The organism is Faecalicatena orotica, assembly GCF_003149245.1.
In the GTDB taxonomy this organism is placed as follows: Bacteria; Bacillota; Clostridia; order Lachnospirales; family Lachnospiraceae; genus Faecalicatena_A; species Faecalicatena_A orotica.
On sequence record NZ_QGDL01000012.1, the window covers coordinates 162,486 to 180,899 of the forward strand.

Consider the following 18,414-nt stretch of genomic DNA (forward strand, 5'->3'; position numbering starts at 1 on the left):
CACCTTTCTCCCTATCTCCTTTAACTAAATCCCATACATTGTATCCAGCATACTTTTTTTAACGCAGTCTTTGGAAAGCAGCTCGCCCTTAATTCTTCCATCATACAGAATAATCACACGGTCACATGTATCAATAATTTCCTCTACTTCGGATGAAACTACCAGAACAGCCTTCCCTTCCTCTGCTAAATTCCTAATCATTTTGTGTATCTCCCGCTTTGCCCCTATATCAATACCTCTGGTAGGCTCGCACATGACAAAAACCTCAGCATTTTTAAGCAGCCATTTCGCCAAAACTATCTTTTGTTGGTTCCCTCCGCTCAAGGTGTTTACAAGCTGTCCTAAATCAGATATCTTTATGTCCAGCTTTTTAACCATTTCTTCCGCACTTTTCTTTTCCATTTTTTGATTAAGAAAGCCAAATCTCGACCATTGTCTGCTCATTGTTAATACAATATTATTCTGAACATCCCCTTTCAGATTCAGCCCCTCTACCTTCCGGTCTTCCGAAATAAAAGCAATTCCTTTTTGTGCGGCGATCTCCGGGGAGAAAGGCTCTGCCTTCTCACCTTTAATATAAACCTCACCTCCGCTAAGTTTCTGAACTGCAAATAGGGTCTTTGCTATTTCAGTGGCACCACAACCAATCAATCCTGTAATGCCCAGCACTTCTCCCCTGTATAAATCAAATGAAATATCCTGGAATATCTTTCCCGACGAAATATGATTGCATGAAATTAGCTTTTCTTCAGTTTTATTACTAATATTTACTGACGATATCTGCTCCTCTTCTGTTACACCGGTTAGCTCCGTTACAATCTCCTTCATTGTTATCTGGTCAATTGCCTTTGTGGTTACTCTTCTTCCTTCCCGCATTAACGTAACCCTGTCTGCTGTCTCAAGGATTTCGTCCAAGCGATGCGTAATCCAGATAATAGAGACACCCTGACCCGCCAGCATCTTCATAATACCAAAGAGACGATCCGCCTCCGCATTATTTAATGCAGCCGTTGGTTCATCAAAAATTAATACCTTTGTTTTCCTGCTGATAGCCTTTGCGATCGCTATAAGCTGTTGTTTGGAAACCCCCAGTTTACGAACAGGTACAGTCAGATCGATATCTATCCCAAACCCACTTATAATCTTTTCTGCTTCTTTTCTTCTCTTCTGCGCATCTATTAACCCCAGTCTGTTTCTAAATCTGTTTTGCCCTAAAAAAATATTTTCATCCCCACACAGGTCTGGAATCAAATCGAGCTCCTGATATACCATACCGATACCTTTTTTAATTCCCTCCTGAGGTGATGTCAGATTTATTTCCTCCGAATCCAGAGTTATTGTTCCTGAATCTTTCCTGTATGCCCCAGATATAATCTTAACTAAAGTAGATTTTCCTGCACCGTTATGGCCTAACAGGGCATGTATTTCTCCTGTCTTCACTTCAAAGGATACATCGTCTACAGCTCTTACCCCCGGAAATTGTTTAACAACATGCTCTAAACTAAGCATCACTTCATCCCGCAAATGCTTTCACCTCCTAGTGTTCCCGCGGCAGCAAGCCAAAGCCATGCTAAACAGCTCTGGCGGCTGCCTCAATGAACCTTATTCCTTTATTCCTTCAATTGGTAAATAAATGTTTTTGTTAATATCAAACATCTCTTTCACGGGCTTAGGAGCTTCTTTCATTGCCTCTGACACATTATCAGATGTAATCAGTCCGGGAGTTAAATCGTAATCTTCCAGAGTATCTTTACCTTCTGCAACTGCTTTCACTGCCGCATGAACACTAAAATATGCTATCTGCCAGGCAACACCGTCAATCGTGGCAGCCATTTCATTATTCTGGATTGATTCATATGCTTCATTTGTTCCGTCATCTCCTATTACAAGGACATCCTGCAATTTTTCCGCCTGATTCAGTGCTGCCACACACCCTAACGCCATCGTATCATTTAAAGCATATATTGCCTTAATATCAGGATTTGCCTGAAGAATTCCTAATGTAACATCCTTCGCTTCTTCTCTCAGCCAATCCGCCGGCTGTGATGCAACTATTTCAATCCCGCTTCCTTCCAGAGCCTCCTTGAATCCAGCTATTCTATCATTCGTTGCCGTAGTACCCGTCAACCCTTCAATAATGGCAACTTCTCCTTCGCCCCCGAGTTTATCAACAACATACTCTCCGGCAATGACTCCTTCATCATGAAAGCTTAGCCGACAGTTACATGTAACCTTCGCATCGTATTCCTTAAGGACTTCTTCATCCTGAAGTTCACTCACCACAATCCACGGGATGCCCTTTTTGTTTGCATCAGCAATTGCCGGTATTAGATTCGTGTTCGTTATTGAAGCCGCAACAATGGCATCATAGTCCTGATTAACCATTCCACGCGCTACGTCCAATTGTCCGACATAGTCATCCTCCGACTTAACATCCCTTATATCAATCTGTACCCCTAATTCCTCAGCAGCAGCTTCCGCTCCCTCCTGATAAGTTTGCCAAAACGTGTTGCTCAGACATTTGACTATATACCCAATCTTAATGTCTTCTGCCTTAACAGTTTTTTCCGTTTCTTTCTTATCCGTTTTCTTACTGTCTGTTCCCTTCGCACCTTGTGCACAGCCACACATAAGTAATACCGCTGTTAAACTGACAGCTATAACAGATTGTATCGCTTTTCTTTTCATACACTTCTCCTTCCAACTCATAGTATCCCGTTTCATATTGTAATGACTTTTAAAGATATAACGTTATAACCTTTATGGTTATACCATATCACAGCAATTATATATTGTCAACAAATTTCTCTTTCAATTTTACTTTTTAGTTTCACTTCTCTTTCTTTATTCATTATAATACAAAAATTATGTAAACTAAACCCTGTCCTAAACTTCAACAGGGCAGGGATAATTCAAAAATATTAGCTTTTTAGATTTAATATTTACACTTTTACCAACATCAAAAAAACTGCTGCAGTATCGCTGATTCCTCAGAAATACTACAGCAGTTCTCTATTTATCACACTATTTCATCAAATCTATATACAAATTAAGCAAGCTTCATTGGGTTGATTTTCACACCAGGTCCCATTGTTGATGTCAGTGTAACACTCTTCAGGTACTGACCTTTTACAGCTGCCGGTTTTGCTTTGATGATTGCATCGATAAGCGTCTGGAAGTTGTCCGCTAACTGTTCTTCGGTAAATGATGCTTTACCGATCGGCACATGGATAATGTTTGTTTTGTCCAATCTGTACTCAATCTTACCAGCTTTGATGTCGTTGATAGCTTTTGTTACATCCATTGTAACTGTTCCTGCCTTCGGGTTTGGCATCAGACCTTTTGGTCCGAGTACACGTCCGAGACGTCCAACAACGCCCATCATGTCAGGTGTAGCAACAACAACGTCGAATTCGAACCATCCTTCGTTCTGGATCTTCGGAATCAGTTCATCTCCACCTACGTAATCTGCTCCTGCCGCCTTTGCTTCTTCAGCTTTAGCATCCTTAGCAAATACAAGGATACGAACCTTCTTACCTGTTCCGTGCGGCAGTACAACTGCACCACGGATCTGCTGGTCTGCATGACGTCCGTCACAACCTGTTCTGATATGAGCTTCGATTGTTTCGTCAAATTTAGCTACTGCTGCTTTTTTTACTAATGATACTGCTTCTGCCTTCTCGTAAAGATTTCCTCTCTCGATCAGTTTCGCAGCTTCGATATATTTTTTTCCTCGTTTCATTTCAAATAACCTCCTTGTGGTATTGGCGGGATCTTGCCCCTCCCACTTATTTCAACTTCGTTTAGTCTTCAACAACAACGCCCATAGAACGGCAGGTTCCAGCTACCATGCTCATAGCTGCCTCTACTGTTGCAGCGTTTAAGTCAGGCATCTTAGTCTTTGCGATCTCTTCTAACTGAGCCTTTGTAATCTTAGCAACTTTGTTCTTGTTCGGAACGCCTGAACCTGATTTGATGTTGCAGGCTTTCTTGATCAGAACTGCTGCCGGTGGTGTCTTTGTCACGAAGCTGAAGCTTCTGTCACTGTATACTGTGATAACAACAGGGATGATCAGGTCGCCCTGGTCTGCTGTTCTTGCGTTGAACTGCTTTGTAAATTCAACGATGTTAACACCGTGCTGTCCAAGTGCAGGACCTACCGGTGGTGCTGGTGTAGCTTTACCAGCTGGAATCTGTAATTTAATATAACCTTGTACTTTTTTTGCCATTTTTAATTACCTCCTTGTGGTATTGGCGGGACATGTATCCCTCCCACGGTTTTTAATCCATCTTTCTTACTTCTGCGAAACCTAGCTCTACGGGCGTCTCACGACCGAACAGCTCTACATTGATAGACAGGCTCTGCTTCTGCTCATTCAGTGACTGAATGACTCCGACAGTTCCTTCCCATGCTCCGCTTAACACGGTCACGGTGTCGCCAACCTCAAAGCCTACTATGACGTTCTCCTGCCTGATTCCGAGTCTGTTCATTTCCTCTTCCTCAAGCGGCACCGGCTTGGATCCAGGACCAACAAATCCTGTCACGCCTCTGGTATTACGAACTACATACCAAGTGTCATCATTCATAAACATATGAATCATAACATATCCCGGGAACATCTTTTTCTGGCTTGCTTTCTGGACACCATTCTTCAGCTCAATAACTTCCTGCATGGGAACCCGAACCTCCAGAATCTGATCTTCCAGATGACGATTCTCAATTGCCTTATCAATATTAGCTTTCACTTTGTTTTCATACCCGGAATAGGTATGAACTACATACCATTTTGCCTCTGACATAAAATCACCTTTCTGCTACGGCTGTTATTTAACCAGTAAATCAATTCCATACTTTAGGATTGTATCGATTATCGTAATCAATGCACCTAACAGTAAAGAAACTGAAACGACTGCCGTGGTCTGTTTTGCAAGTGTTTTCTTGTCTGGCCAAATGACTTTCTTAAACTCTGCCTGAAGCCCTTTGAACCAGCTCTTCTTCTGAGTTTTGGCTGTTTTTTCACCCATGACATCCACTTCCTTCCAACGACTATTTCGTCTCTTTGTGCAGTGTGTGTGATTTACAGAACTTGCAGTACTTCTTAGTCTCCATGCGCTCCGGATGTGTTTTCTTATCCTTGGTCATGTTGTAGTTACGATGTTTGCATTCTGTACATTCCAATGTGATTCTTGTGCGCACAACTTCCACCTCGCTTTTTTCTTATTCACTACGTGTTACATGATGGTTGCGAAGCCATCTAATTTTAGGCATAAAAAAAAGACCTACTTCCATTCGCTAGAGCATTGTACCATAGAGAACATATAGAAGTCAAGCCTTTTTCTTTAATTGGGGACGTAGACTTTTGCAATTATACTACGTCCCCAACTGACTTTAGTGGTGTACCAAAACGGCTTTTTTACTCTGTTATATACTATCCCACAGTTTCCATATACCCGATCTCCTCCAGAACCCGATCTATGACTTCCGCTGTCTTAACGGAAAATTCATTTGATACAAGAGGATCCTCTCCGTCCAGAATGCACCGGCCGAACTGTTCTGTCTCCAGCTGGTAATTGCTTTTGACTGATACGTGGCATGTCTCGGTCATGCCATCTTTATGGATATAATATGTAACATCACCTTCCTGATTATACCTTACAGGTGCTTCGATGGTTCCTTCCGTTCCATATATGAAATAGCGGTCTGCACGCTGCGGGGAGCACATTCCCTGAAGAGCGCTTGCCTTTGCCCCGGATGGGAATGTGAAATATGCGGCAGAAAAATCGTCCACTCCCGTTCCCATAAAACTGCCCAATGCCTTAATCTGGCTGGGCATTTCCCCAAACACTTTCAGAATCAGGCTGATATTGTAACAGCCCAGATCATAGGTTCCGCCCCCATACGTTTCTTTTCTCATGCGTATGTTGTCATTTGTATAGTCTGTTGTAAAGAAACAGGACTCCATAAACCTCGGCTCCCCGATTACTTTGTCGTGTACCTTCTGCAATATTTCCTGCGTCACATCACTGTGCAGATAAGCAAACGCCTCCATCAGGAGTACCCCTTCTTCTTTACATACCTTCACAAGTTCTTTTACATCCTGTGCCGTAACTGCAAGCGGTTTTTCACAAAGAATATGCTTTTTCTTCTTCGCCGCTTTCTCTGCCCATTCCCTGTGAAGCTGGTTCGGAAGCGGTATGTAGACGGCATCCACTTGATCGTCATCAAGAAGTTCCTCGTAGGAATCGTACGCTTTTTCGAATCCAAACTCTTCCTGAAACTTTTTTACCTTTTCAGGATTTCTTCCTGCAATTGCGTATAATTCACAGTTATATGCTTTCTTCATTCCCGGCAGGGTCTGCTCCCATGCAATATTTGCAGTGCCTAGAACACCCCATTTCACACATGCTTTTTCCATTCTTCTACCTCCACATTTTTTTGTCTAAAGCTATCTGCCATTGTCTATTATAAAATATCTTGAATAAATTACCTGAATCTGTTATTATAAGAATACAAAGAGAAACAACCGCCCACAAGGGGTTGGCCAGATATGAAGATAGAAAACCACCCGCAACTGCCAAGTATCAGGGTGGTTTTTCTATGTAGTTACTTACAAAACGTAAAAACGAATGTAAGCAATGCCAAAAGGAATAGACCAAAGGTCATAATATCCTTAAAATCAAAATGATTTTTCATAGGCATCACCCCCATTCTAAATAGAATGAGGCCAACACACCCTATAACACGATTGTTTCTTGAAATCAATATAGCATAATTTACCAAGGGTGTCAATTGAAGCAGTTCTTTCTATTTAAAATATTATTGAATATTAGAAAGATATACGTTATAATTTATTTGTCAGGAAAATTCCTGAGGATTGAAATAATAATATTTTAAATAGAGAAGAGACTGCCCCAAAAACAATGGCAGACTCTTCTTTATTTTTCATAAAAATAACTAATTTTGTTACCGTACTATTGTTGATTGCAATATGTTTGCTTACACAAAGAATTAAACCGCAATCTTACTTGGAATTAACAGAAATATTTATATTGCAAAGATTTTACTCTCTCAGTACTAACCCGCTACACCTTGCCATGCGGGCGTTCCACCCGCCAAGCTATCTGCCCTTTTCTAGGTGCACCTACCCCTTAACGGCTCCTGCTGTTACTCCCGCCACCATATATTTTTCCAAGAAGATAAATACTAATGCAATCGGTATAATAGAAATTGCCGCTGCTGCCATGACCTCCCCCCAGATAATCGTATACTCGCCCATGAGGGATGAAATTCCCACCGTGATCGTCCACTTGCCGGGCTGGGTAATGAACGTGCGGGCAAATAAAAATTCACTCCACCCAAGTATCGCGGAATATGTGGCCGTTGCCGCAATCCCTGGGGCCGCCAGAGGTACGATTACCCTGCGCACTGCCTGAAGCCGGCTGCATCCGTCTATTCTCGCTGCTTCTTCCAGTGTATGGGGGATACTGTCAAAGTACCCCTTCATCATCCATGTGGAAAATGGGATAATGAATGTAATATTGCTGATGATCAGTGAGGCGTAATTATTAATCAGTTTCATGTTTGTAAACATCATATACAAAGGCACTACGAGAAGTGTTTCCGGAAGCATCCTGACAACCAAAAGGAAAAACCCCAGAAAATTCGTGGATTTATACTTATATCTGGACATGCTGTAGGCCGCCATTGTAGATACAATAATTGCTACAACCGTGCTAAATGCCGTGACAAAAATTGAGTTTCCAAACCAGGTCAGTATAGGATGGGTATCCAGAATTTTCGTGAAATTGCTCCATGTCATATTTCCTAATTTGGGCAGTACTCTTACATTTTCAAGCAGTGCACTCCTTGTTGTAAATGATGTCACAACCATCCAGTACAGCGGAAATGCGAGCACTACTACCGCAAGGATGATTAAAGCATACATTCCCATACGTCTGGCTTTTTGGTTATGATATGTATTCATACCTTTTCCCCTCCTCTTCCTTAATAAAATTGTTTCTTGAGAGACGGCATCGCCAGAACTACAAACACGGAACACACCAGAAGGCTTATCATCCCAATTGTAGATGCATACCCCATGTTATAGTATTTGAATGCCTGATTATACAAAAGGAGCGGCAGTGTCTCTGTTGCCTGATTCGGCCCGCCGCCGGTAATCGTATAGACCAGGTCGTAGTTGCGGAATATCCAGAGACCGTTCAGCAAAAGGGATGTCACAATCACGGACTGAAGCGCAGGAAGTGTAATTTTTGTAAACCGGTGCCATGCATTTGCCCCGTCGATGCTTGCCGCCTCATAGTAGTCTTCTGAAATCCCCTTCAGCCCCGCGAGCAGGGTCAGTGTAAAAAAGGGATAACTTTTCCAAATGGCTGCCGTTATGACAGTGATCATTGCAGTGTTTCCGGTGGAGATCCATTTTACATTCTGGTCAATCAAATGTAGGGATTTTAGTATTACATTTATGATCCCATAGTTCCCGTCAAACATCCAGGTGAACAGAAGGCCCACGATTACACCGGGAATCGGCCATGCAAGCAGAATCAGTGTGCGTACGAGCTTTTGAAAATGGAACTTCTTGTTCAGCAGCAGTGCAAGTCCGAGTCCTATCAAAAAAGATACCGATAATGCAATGAATGTGAATAATATGGATCTTCCCAATGCACTCCAGAAATCAGAATTTGCAAACAGTTTTGTATAGTTTTGAACTGTAAATCCAGATGTATCGTCTGTCAGGCTTCCGATAAATTTTACATTTTGAAAACTTAATTTTATCGTTGTAAATAAAGGATATATAATCAACGCAAGAGAAAAGACTGCTGCCGGCAGAGCAAACGCAACCGCCATTGTATGATTTTTTCTCTCACTTTTCGTTTTCGGAGCTTTTATTTTAGTAGTCAAGTGAAACACCTCCATTATCTTTATCCTGGTGATCCGGAATTTAAGTTCCGGAAATCCGTGTCCGGCGGTTACCCCGTTAAAAATCCGGGCTGCCATTTCAGGCAGCCCCTTGTTCTACTCTCCCAATTCATTTGTAATCTTTGTCTTCATATCATCTAATGTTTTGTCGACATCTGCGTAAGGGTCTGTCACCATCGTCATCACACCATCGATGATATACTGTGTAAATTCTCCATAGTCTTTTTCATAACCGGAAGGAAGGATTTCCTGCGCTTTTTCTGCATCCTCTACAAACTGTCCAAGGAACGGGTTTTCTTTCAGTATCTCATCGTCAATTGCCGTTTTGCTTGGAGACGGGGAACCCACTTTTTCCATATACAGTTTCTGGAAGTCATCTTCTGCAACCATCTGGATAAATTCCCATACAAGTTCCTTCTCCTCGTCGCTGATTGTCGCCGGGATATGAAGGCTATTGCTTACAGAACCCGGAACATTTTCAAACGGAATCGTGGATACAAGAAGGTTCGGCTTGATTTCATCGGAGGCGCTGTCAATCAGGGATGCAACCCAGGGTCCGTCAAAGATCATCGCCATTTTGCCCTCTACAAAGTACTGGCGTTTCTGTTCCACGGAAAGGCCTACCGGAGTATAATTGTTTTGGAATAAAGACTGGTATAATTTCAGGGCCTTTTTTGTAGGATCTGAGGTCATAGGAGAAAGGTCACCGTCTTCCGACCATTTTCCGCCCATACCTACGACAAAAGAAGTTGCCTCGTTATAAAAATTTGTATCCGTAACCTGGCATGCACCAAATCCATATACTTCCGGATCCCCGTCGCCATCTTCATCTTTGGTCAGCGTTTTTGCCGCCTCCATAAATGAGTCGATGTCAGTCGGGATCTCAATTCCTGCTTCGTCGAACATCGCTTTGTTATAATACATAGAGTAGCCATTTCCGAGCAGAAGTACCCCATAATATTCCCCATCCGCCTGAAGTCCGTCCTGAAGACTGCTCCAGTTGGTCAGTATGTCCGTTTCCTTTAGTCTGTCACTCAGCGGTTCAAACCAGCCCATATCCGAAAACTGTGCAAAATAACGGGAAGGGATATGTGTAATCTGCGGTGCAGTGCCTGCCGCATACAGTGTCGTAAGTGTGTCTACATAACTGTCAAATGGCACCTGGTATAAATTAATCTTTACATTTTCATGTCTTTTTTCAAACTCCGCCACCGCTTCTTCCCAAAATTCCTGAAATCCCGGCTCTGTAGCCTGCCAGCTTGGAAATTCCAGCACGACTTCTTCCGCAGAAGAATCGCTCTTTTTTTCTTTTTCAGATGAACCACATGCTGTCATACCGAACGCTAATGCCGCACATAATACCAGACTCAATATTTTCTTTTTCATTCACTTTCTCCTCTTTTCCTGTTTGTAAATACTCCGGGACCCCTTTCATCCTAGTGCTGCGGATTATCCGGGAATGCCCAGTCATGTTTTTTGGTTACTCTATCACAGCCCCATCCTTCTTTAACACTGCCTGTAAATGTTTGATATCGAGATTTCTCGGTACCTGTCCCTGCTCTGCCGCCATTGCTGCCGCTGTTCCTGCTGCCTGTCCGAGCGCCATGCAGGACGGCATGATCCTTGTAGATGCTAATGCTTCAGCTGTTGTGGAAATGCATCTTCCGGCTACAAGCAGATGATCGATCCTCTCTGGAACGATACAGCGGTACGGGATATCGTAGCTCTGCTCTTCACTCTGTATGCGCGATACGCCCCACCCCTGTCCTTTCGGATCATGTATATCAATACAGTAGCCGTTTCGTGCAATACAGTCTTCAAATCTCCTGCCCTCTATAATATCCTGTCCTGTCAGAACATATTCCCCGTCGATCCGTCTTGTCTCCCTTATGCCGATTCCGTTCTGAATGCTTGTAATATGCGCCTTTTCCATACCCGGGACATGTTTATTTAAGAAACGGATTACTTTCTTTAGCTGTCTTCTTCCTTCTATTTCTGCCTCGGAAAGTTCGTACGCATCAGCCCCGTTTTTTTCACTTACCCGAATCGTATTCACGTAGGTGAGCTCATTTTCCCTCATTGTTCCCGCCCAGATATTATGGTCCGGATGCGGGAAAATCTCCTCTTTCAGGATGATATCATTCCAATTTGTTAATTTTCCACTGATGTGTAGATTATACTCATGGTCGCCGCCGACCGGGCATGCCTTAATCGGATTCTCAGAAAACAGCGCCGTCGCCCGTTCTACATCCACATCTCCCAGTTTGAACAACAGGCTCATCGCCTGGCACAATCCGTCACTTTCCCTGCCCTGATGGTATTTTGCCCCTGCAAACTTCGCCAGGTCACCATCCCCCGTTGTATCGATGAAACAGCCCGCATGAAATTCTGTCAAACCATTTTTATTGGCAGCCACGATACTTTTCAGGCAATTTCCTTCTACTTCAGCGGCGCATACAAATGTATGGTAGAGGATATCACAGCCACTCTCCAAAAGCATCTCCTCAGCAATGATTTTTACCCACTCCGGATCAATCATCGTCACAGAATTCAGATGCCCGCCGCTTGTGCGTATATGCCCCAGTGACGCTTTCTCCTGAAAGAGCCGGTTCATTAGTTCTTCGGCAACACCCGCCACAACCTGCCTGCCGTTCCTGTTAAAAAAATCTACGAACGGAAGTCCTGACGCGGCTGTCCCGCCGGCATACGCATTTTTTTCGATGAGCAGTACATGTGCCCCTGACCTTGCCGCTGAAAGAGCCGCCGCTATCCCGGCAGTGCCTCCGCCTGCAACAATTACATCATATTTTTGACGGTACATATCACAACCTCTTTTCCTATTTTCTGTCATCCGGATGACTTTCCCTGAAGGGTATAATAGAATCATAGTTTAATTTCATATAGAATAAAATACGGTAAACTTTCTATTTTGTTTGTTTTCTTTCGACTTTCTTCAAACGCTTTCTTTCGTCGTTGGAAAAAGGTATAATTCAAACATAGATAACTTTGCAGGATCAGGAGGGAGAGATTTATGAAATTCTTCGGCAAAAAATCAATCGAAAAAGGATTTGAAAAAATACTGTTCCGTAATTATATGTATCTGATTATTACCGCCGCCCTGCTGATCAGTATATTCAGTGCCATCATTGATGCAGCAAACACGCTTGCTAACGAGAAGCAAAACATGTACGAATCTCTGAAGCAGGCACAGATTAACATCAATAACCATACACAGATGATTGAAGACTATCTGACACTGACACATGCCAACTCCGAACTGCAGAATAAAATTAAAGACCTGAATGAACACCCGAGCGCTTCCCTGCTGACAAAGATTAACGAAACGCTGTTCTCTGTTGATTTATTTAAGAAGAATCTGGACTCTGTGCAGATCTTCGTCTATGAACCAGACAATTTCCTTCCAACTTTTTCAGGTGCTTCCCAATACAGCAATGCGCTTTTTTCTGCCGAAAGCGCTTCCTCCTCAGAATGGTTTCAGAACACCTTGAAGGCAAAGGGGCACACGTACTGGTTCGTTGATATGGATACATTTAAGAAACCGACACTGTGTGCGGCACGGATCTTTTATGATGTTAACAATGTATCCCGGCAGCTCGGAGTGATTAAGGCAAACGTCACGATCGAAAAGCTGATCCGGCATCTCGGATCGATCTCCTTCGGAGATAAAGGATACGCACTAATTGACGCTGACGGACTACTGCTCCATCCCTATGCGGAAATCCCTGAATTTCTCAGCGACAGTCTTCCTGATAAGAAAGACAGGCTTTCCATGACGCACCTGCTCGTTGAGTTTCCAATCATAACTGACGGATGGGAAGTGATCGGAGTCACAAGCTTCTGGGAACTTTACCGCAATACTCTCCAAAACCTCCTGCTGATCGGGCTTGTTTTTTCTTTTACACTAATATTAGCTGCGTTTCTGTCCCGGAAAAGCAGCCGTAAAATTTCTCAGCCGGTGCACCGGCTCTGCCTGTATATGCAGAAAATGGAACCAGCAGACAGCCGGAACCTGCACAACTGCATCGAGGTCAACCAACTGTATGATACTTATAACGGCATGCTTGAAAAGAATGAAGAATTGATAAAGTCCAGGGAAGAGACACTGCTCAAGTTCAAACAGGCCGAGATGGCGGCGCTGCAGTCCCAGATGAATCCGCATTTCATTTACAATACGCTGGAGTCAATCAGTGCTTTAATTGCCACCGATGACAACTGCCATGCAGCTATGATGGTTACCGGCCTCGGCAAATTCCTGCGCAGCAGCCTGAATAACGGCAATAACTACATTACACTGGAAAAGGAGATTGAACAGGTCAGCTCTTATGTAGAAATTCAAAAACTGCGGTATGCCAACAGAATCCGCCTGCACCTTGACCTGCCTTCCCCGCTGCCTGACTACAGAATCATCAAACTCATCCTGCAGCCGCTCGTAGAAAACAGCATTGTACATGGTTTTAAGGATATGGAAGAAATCGGTGAGATTACCATTACCGTAAAGGAAACGGATAGTTGTCTGTATCTTTCCGTTTCCGACAATGGATGGGGAAGTGATATTGAGATGCTGAACTATCTGGTCCGCCAGAGAACGCTCTACAAAGAGGACAATGTGAATTTTTACTGCATTCAAAACGTTTACCAGCGTCTGGCTAATTGTTACGGTGACCACGCCGGCCTTTCTTATGAAGAGAATGATGACGGTGGCGTCACCGCAAACATACGCATTGATAAAGAAGTTTTATAGGAGGGAAAATCATGTTGAATATTGTTTTAGTGGATGACGAACAGCTTATTATCCACCATTTAATTAAAATCATATCATCTTTTGACATCCCGCACAAAATCGTCGGGACGGCAAACAGCTGCGAACAGGCACTTACCATCATCCGGGAAACACACCCCAATCTGGTGATCACAGACATCCGCATGGGAACCTCAAACGGTCTGGATCTGTGTGATACTTTAAGTGTGACGATGCCTCACACAAAAATCATCATCCTCTCTGGGTTCGATGATTTTGTCTATGCTCAGAAGGCGCTGCGCTATAATGTATTTAACTACCTGCTGAAGCCAATCCATGAGAAGGACCTTTATGACCAGCTGGCCCGGGTGAATGCACTTTTGGAAGCAGAAAAGGAAGAAGAGACAAAAGATTTTATGCTGAAAGAGCAGCTAAGAGAATGCCTGCCCTTAATGCAGGAGTGGTTTTTCAAGATCATACGTGAGAATATGGATCATCTGGACATCATAGATTCTACATTCCGCCTGTTTAACATCGATATTCTCAACGAGTCTTACCAGTCTCTCTATGTCTCCTTTGCACAGGATAGTGATGCCGCGGAAATCGAAAAAGATTTCATGAACGTCTCGAGACTTGCCCAGACGATTACACTATTTATTGGGGACTATTTTAAGACAATTTATTTTTATGACACAAACTCAATTACACTTATTTTATCTTCTGCAGGAACAAATAACGAAGATATGCACAACAGATGCTGTCACCTCGCAGAACGCATCCGCCAGTATTTAGACTTTAACTATCAGCAGCAATTCTCCATCGGGCTGTCCACTGTTGTTCATAATATTGCGTATCTGCGCCAGTCCGTAAAAGACGCCATAGCAGCCAGTAAGTACTCCTTTTATATCGGTTTCAATGAGATCATCTGCATCACAGATGTAGAACTGAGGAATACAGGTGAGGTCCTTCCAAACTTTAAATACATACAGGAAGATCTTCTGAAGCATTTAAAGCTCTGCGACCCCCGGAACGCTGGACAGTACCTCAATATCTACTATCTCAATGTACTGCAGCTGCACGGCGATCGAAACCTCGCAACAAACAAATTTCTGGAGCTATACTACTATCTTTCCAATGCACTGGACCAGGAATTCGATTTCGAGAAGGCCCCGTCACAGGAAGTTATTGCAGAAATAAAGGGGGCTGCGAATTTAGAAGAGATCAAGGAGATACTCAACAACTATATTGTACGGTCAATAAAAGAAATCGAACTGCTGCGCACGAACAAAAGCCGCAAACTGATCGACAAAGCAAAAGCCTGCATTCAGGAAAATTATGCTCACGACATTTCCTTAGAATCGATCGCTTACGATATCGGATTATCGGCCTGCTATCTCAGTACACTATTTAAAAATATGGAAAAAACCTCAATAAAAGAATATATTATCGATGTGAGAATAGAGGCTGCGAAGAAATACCTGCAGGATATCAATCTGAAAATATACGAAGTGGCGGCAAATGTCGGGTATACAGACTCCCGCTATTTCAGCCAGCTATTCCGGAAAAAGACCGGATACACCCCCGGCCAGTACAGAGAATTCATTAAGTTGGGGACGTAGACTTTTTCAATTATACTACGTCCCCAATTGAGTTTAGTGGTGTACCAAAACGTTCTTATCCTATAATATGGTTTCGTATGATAGCTCTTATGCTTTCGTTTAAATATGGTTTTAGTTCCTCATAGCTGATCGGATCGTTCTCCAGTATTGTGCTGTAGGAGGTCGAGCTTGCCAGTTCTATGATGAGAAACAGCATGGTTTCCGGTGCTTTTAATTTAACTTCGGGATTTTCTTTTACCATTTTTTTGAAAAATCCCATTACGTCCATGTCTGTTTCTGTATCGTTCTTTGTGATTGCCTGCCTGAAGATTCCCCAGCTCAGGTTCTTTGATACGAATTTCAGGACGGCTTTGCTTTTTACCATCTCGTCCAGGACATAATCTACAATGAAGATGATTTTGTCTTCAAATTCTGGTATCCGGGCCTGTTCAAGTGCATTGTTTGCCGCCATGAATAGTTTTTCGGCGGTCTTGGCAATGAGCCTGTCCCGTATCTCATATTTGTCTTTGAAGTATAGATAGAAGGTTCCTTTTGCCACGCCTGCTTTCTGAACGATATCGTGGATGGATGTTTTGGAGATTCCCTGTGTCAGGAAGAGGTCATATGCACTTTTGAACAAGGACTCTAATTTCTGTTGTTTGTTTTCGTCAACTTTTCCCATAGTTTTTCCCACTCTTTCGTTGTGTACTCTCTCGACGCATCTTTCGCTGCTATGTGTTTATTGTTCTGAACAAACACTATTATACAGTATTCCGGCGGGATAATACACCTTATTTTTTAATTATAATTTCAAAATGACCAAAAGTCAACTTTTTGCATTAAAATTATTGACTTTTGGTCATTTTTGCAGTATATTACTTTTAGTCTTAAAAAATGACTGTTAGTCATAAACATTTAGAAGATGTGATTTATGAGTTTTTATTTCACAGTTAAGTATGCAGAATCACTAATTTAAAAAGGGAGGCATTACACATGGTCAAGGTAGGTAAAAAAATTGTGAAGTATCGGGTGGTCATCCTGATACTCGGCGTTTTACTTCTGATACCTTCGGCACTGGGATTCTTAAAAACCAGGGTCAATTACGACATTCTTTATTATCTGCCCGATAATATTGATACGATGAAAGGGCAGAACATTTTAATGGATGATTTCGGCAAAGGCGCCTTTGCAATGGAAGTTGTGGAAGGTATGAGCACAAAGGATACGGCCGCAGTCAAGGAAAAGATCGAGGGGGTCGACGGAGTTGCGGATGTGATCTGGTACGATTCTATCGCTGACACTTCGCTGCCGATCAATGTTCTGCCGGATAAGCTGAAGGATGTATTCAAAACGGATAATGCGACACTTATGGCGATCTTCTTTGATGATACGACTTCGGCCGATAAAACAATGGACGCCATTACAGAAATACGGAGCATTACGAATAAGCAGTGTTATCTGAGCAGCATGTCGGCTGTTGTAACTGATATCAAACAGCTCTCCGAGAAAGAGACCCCGATCTACGTATTGATCGCTGTTGTTTTAAGCTGTATCGTCCTTTCTCTGTTCATGGACTGCTGGATACTTCCTTTGTTCTTTATGCTGAGTATTGGAATGGCGATCCTCTATAATATGGGTAGTAATTATTTCCTTGGCGAGATATCTTACATTACCAAGGCATTAAGCGCGGTCCTGCAGCTGGGAGTCACGATGGACTACTCCATCTTCCTGTGGCACAGTTATCAGGAGAACCAGCAGCGATTCCCGGGCGATAAGGAACGTGCAATGGCTCATGCCATTTCCAACACCTTTGCTTCCGTCATTGGAAGCTCCGTGACTACGGTCGCCGGTTTCATCGCCCTTTGCTTCATGAGCTTTACGCTCGGCAAAGACCTCGGAATCGTTATGGCGAAAGGTGTTGTATTTGGCGTCATCTGCTGCGTTACAATACTGCCATCATTTATACTCATATTTGACAAGGCAATTCAGAAAACGACACACCGTTCTCTGATACCTCCTATGGAAAAACCGGCAAAGTTTATTACGAAACACTTTAAAGTCTTTGTTCTTGCGTTTATTGTGCTGCTCGTACCTGCTTTATGGGGATATACCAAGGCAGAGGTTTATTATAATCTGGACGCCACACTCCCGAAATATCTGGAGAGCATCAAGGCAAATGATAAACTGTCCGATGAATTTGACATGAATGCAACGCACATGGTACTCGCGAACGCAGCTCTGAAGCCAAAAGAGGCTAAGGCAATGTTAAATGAGATGTCCGATGTAAAAGGTGTAAAGTTTGCACTCGGCCTCGACAGCCTCTTAGGTTCGGCCATCCCCCGGGATGTGGTCCCGGATGAGCTGACCGATACATTAAAAGCCGGAGACTGGCAGTTGATCCTCGTACAGTCGGAATATAAGGTTGCAACCGACGAGGTGAACCGGCAGTGCACGCAGCTGAATAGTATTGTAAAGAAATATGACTCCTCCGCCATGCTGATCGGGGAGGCGCCGTGTACCAAAGACCTGATCACGATTACGGATAAGGACTTCAAGGTTGTAAGTGCAATCTCAATCATTGCCATTTTCATTATTATTGCACTTGTATTTAAATCCATCTCACTGCCGGTCATTCTTGTGGCTGTCATCGAGTTTGCGATCTTCATCAACCTGGGAATTCCGTATTTTACGGGCACAAAGATGCCATTTATTGCATCTATCGTCATCGGAACGATCCAGCTGGGGGCTACCGTCGACTATGCAATCCTGATGACGACCCGGTATAAAAAAGAGCGGTGCAAAGGAAAAGAGAAAAAAGAATCCATACGAATCGCCCTCTCCGCCTCTGTCAGTTCAGTCATCGTTTCCGCACTCGGATTCTTCGCCGCAACATTCGGTGTCGGACTCTATTCCGATATCGATATGATCTCCGCACTCTGCACGTTAATGGCACGCGGTGCAGTCATCAGTATGTTCACGGTTATCTTTATCCTGCCGTCTATGCTGATGGTATTTGACAAGGTAATCTGCGCAACAACAAAAGATATGAGGGTATGCCTGAAGAAAAAAGAGAAGGCTTCCGATGAGGCCTGTGCAAACGCTTAAATAATTTTACCGGA

The 18,414-nt window shown here is 43.2% G+C and carries 16 protein-coding genes; 3 read left to right on the forward strand and 13 right to left on the reverse strand.

The annotated features are described in order from the left end of the window. Positions 1–24: 24 nt before the first annotated feature. From A8806_RS18900 to A8806_RS18960, 12 genes are all read right to left on the reverse strand, one after another. Complete coding sequence (locus A8806_RS18900; RefSeq protein WP_109732726.1) at positions 25–1,524, reverse strand: sugar ABC transporter ATP-binding protein; 1,500 nt, start codon at positions 1,522–1,524, stop codon at positions 25–27. A 78-nt stretch (positions 1,525–1,602) separates the two neighbouring features. Next, complete coding sequence (locus A8806_RS18905) at positions 1,603–2,688, reverse strand: substrate-binding domain-containing protein (protein ID WP_181368787.1); 1,086 nt, start codon at positions 2,686–2,688, stop codon at positions 1,603–1,605. A 361-nt stretch (positions 2,689–3,049) separates the two neighbouring features. Next, complete coding sequence (rplA, locus tag A8806_RS18910) at positions 3,050–3,742, reverse strand: 50S ribosomal protein L1 (RefSeq protein ID WP_109732728.1); 693 nt, start codon at positions 3,740–3,742, stop codon at positions 3,050–3,052. Between the two features lie 61 nt (positions 3,743–3,803). Next, positions 3,804–4,229 (reverse strand): 50S ribosomal protein L11, encoded by a 426-nt coding sequence (gene rplK, locus A8806_RS18915; protein ID WP_109732729.1) that lies wholly within the window; start codon positions 4,227–4,229, stop codon positions 3,804–3,806. Between the two features lie 52 nt (positions 4,230–4,281). Further along, positions 4,282–4,800 (reverse strand): transcription termination/antitermination protein NusG, encoded by a 519-nt coding sequence (gene nusG / locus A8806_RS18920; protein WP_109732730.1) that lies wholly within the window; start codon positions 4,798–4,800, stop codon positions 4,282–4,284. Positions 4,801–4,824: 24 nt separating this feature from the next. After that, a complete protein-coding gene (secE, locus tag A8806_RS18925) occupies positions 4,825–5,025 on the reverse strand; it encodes a preprotein translocase subunit SecE (RefSeq protein ID WP_109732731.1) in 201 nt (66 codons plus the stop codon). A 22-nt stretch (positions 5,026–5,047) separates the two neighbouring features. Continuing rightward, positions 5,048–5,197, reverse strand: coding sequence for a 50S ribosomal protein L33 (rpmG, locus tag A8806_RS18930; RefSeq protein WP_109732732.1), 150 nt, complete (start codon positions 5,195–5,197; stop codon positions 5,048–5,050). Positions 5,198–5,429: 232 nt separating this feature from the next. Next, positions 5,430–6,416 (reverse strand): Gfo/Idh/MocA family protein, encoded by a 987-nt coding sequence (locus A8806_RS18935; protein WP_109732733.1) that lies wholly within the window; start codon positions 6,414–6,416, stop codon positions 5,430–5,432. Positions 6,417–7,142: 726 nt separating this feature from the next. Next, complete coding sequence (locus A8806_RS18945) at positions 7,143–7,985, reverse strand: carbohydrate ABC transporter permease (protein ID WP_109732735.1); 843 nt, start codon at positions 7,983–7,985, stop codon at positions 7,143–7,145. Between the two features lie 20 nt (positions 7,986–8,005). Next, positions 8,006–8,920 carry a carbohydrate ABC transporter permease gene (locus A8806_RS18950; RefSeq protein WP_181368788.1) on the reverse strand — a complete coding sequence of 305 codons (915 nt, stop codon included), beginning with the start codon at positions 8,918–8,920 and terminating at the stop codon, positions 8,006–8,008. A 114-nt stretch (positions 8,921–9,034) separates the two neighbouring features. Next, positions 9,035–10,324: an ABC transporter substrate-binding protein gene (locus tag A8806_RS18955; protein ID WP_109732737.1), complete on the reverse strand. Its 1,290-nt coding sequence runs from the start codon at positions 10,322–10,324 to the stop codon at positions 9,035–9,037. A 94-nt stretch (positions 10,325–10,418) separates the two neighbouring features. Then, the gene (locus A8806_RS18960; RefSeq protein WP_181368789.1) at positions 10,419–11,759 is read right to left on the reverse strand and encodes an FAD-dependent oxidoreductase; all 1,341 of its coding nucleotides are present in this window, start codon (positions 11,757–11,759) and stop codon (positions 10,419–10,421) included. Positions 11,760–11,969: 210 nt separating this feature from the next. On the opposite strand from A8806_RS18960, the gene A8806_RS18965 reads away from it, so the two are divergent. Next, complete coding sequence (locus A8806_RS18965; RefSeq protein ID WP_109732739.1) at positions 11,970–13,700, forward strand: cache domain-containing sensor histidine kinase; 1,731 nt, start codon at positions 11,970–11,972, stop codon at positions 13,698–13,700. Between the two features lie 11 nt (positions 13,701–13,711). Continuing rightward, positions 13,712–15,316, forward strand: coding sequence for a response regulator (locus A8806_RS18970; RefSeq protein ID WP_109732740.1), 1,605 nt, complete (start codon positions 13,712–13,714; stop codon positions 15,314–15,316). Positions 15,317–15,371: 55 nt separating this feature from the next. On the opposite strand, the gene A8806_RS18975 is transcribed toward A8806_RS18970, so the two are convergent. Continuing rightward, the gene (locus A8806_RS18975) at positions 15,372–15,977 is read right to left on the reverse strand and encodes a TetR/AcrR family transcriptional regulator (RefSeq protein WP_109732741.1); all 606 of its coding nucleotides are present in this window, start codon (positions 15,975–15,977) and stop codon (positions 15,372–15,374) included. A 311-nt stretch (positions 15,978–16,288) separates the two neighbouring features. Between A8806_RS18975 and A8806_RS18980 the strand changes: the two genes are divergently transcribed. Then, entirely contained in the window at positions 16,289–18,400 is a 2,112-nt protein-coding gene (locus A8806_RS18980; RefSeq protein ID WP_109732742.1) for an efflux RND transporter permease subunit, read from the forward strand. Positions 18,401–18,414 lie beyond the last annotated feature (14 nt).

Bases quoted from the DNA above. Each gene is read 5' to 3' on its own strand.
- A8806_RS18905 (WP_181368787.1), bottom strand. From the start codon at position 2,688: ATGAAAAGAAAAGCGATACAATCTGTTATAGCTGTCAGTTTAACAGCG.
- rplA (WP_109732728.1), bottom strand. From the start codon at position 3,742: ATGAAACGAGGAAAAAAATATATCGAAGCTGCGAAACTGATCGAGAGA.
- rplK (WP_109732729.1), bottom strand. From the start codon at position 4,229: ATGGCAAAAAAAGTACAAGGTTATATTAAATTACAGATTCCAGCTGGT.
- nusG (WP_109732730.1), bottom strand. From the start codon at position 4,800: ATGTCAGAGGCAAAATGGTATGTAGTTCATACCTATTCCGGGTATGAA.
- secE (WP_109732731.1), bottom strand. From the start codon at position 5,025: ATGGGTGAAAAAACAGCCAAAACTCAGAAGAAGAGCTGGTTCAAAGGG.
- A8806_RS18935 (WP_109732733.1), bottom strand. From the start codon at position 6,416: ATGGAAAAAGCATGTGTGAAATGGGGTGTTCTAGGCACTGCAAATATT.
- A8806_RS18945 (WP_109732735.1), bottom strand. From the start codon at position 7,985: ATGAATACATATCATAACCAAAAAGCCAGACGTATGGGAATGTATGCT.
- A8806_RS18955 (WP_109732737.1), bottom strand. From the start codon at position 10,324: ATGAAAAAGAAAATATTGAGTCTGGTATTATGTGCGGCATTAGCGTTC.
- A8806_RS18960 (WP_181368789.1), bottom strand. From the start codon at position 11,759: ATGTACCGTCAAAAATATGATGTAATTGTTGCAGGCGGAGGCACTGCC.
- A8806_RS18965 (WP_109732739.1), top strand. From the start codon at position 11,970: ATGAAATTCTTCGGCAAAAAATCAATCGAAAAAGGATTTGAAAAAATA.
- A8806_RS18970 (WP_109732740.1), top strand. From the start codon at position 13,712: ATGTTGAATATTGTTTTAGTGGATGACGAACAGCTTATTATCCACCAT.
- A8806_RS18975 (WP_109732741.1), bottom strand. From the start codon at position 15,977: ATGGGAAAAGTTGACGAAAACAAACAACAGAAATTAGAGTCCTTGTTC.
- A8806_RS18980 (WP_109732742.1), top strand. From the start codon at position 16,289: ATGGTCAAGGTAGGTAAAAAAATTGTGAAGTATCGGGTGGTCATCCTG.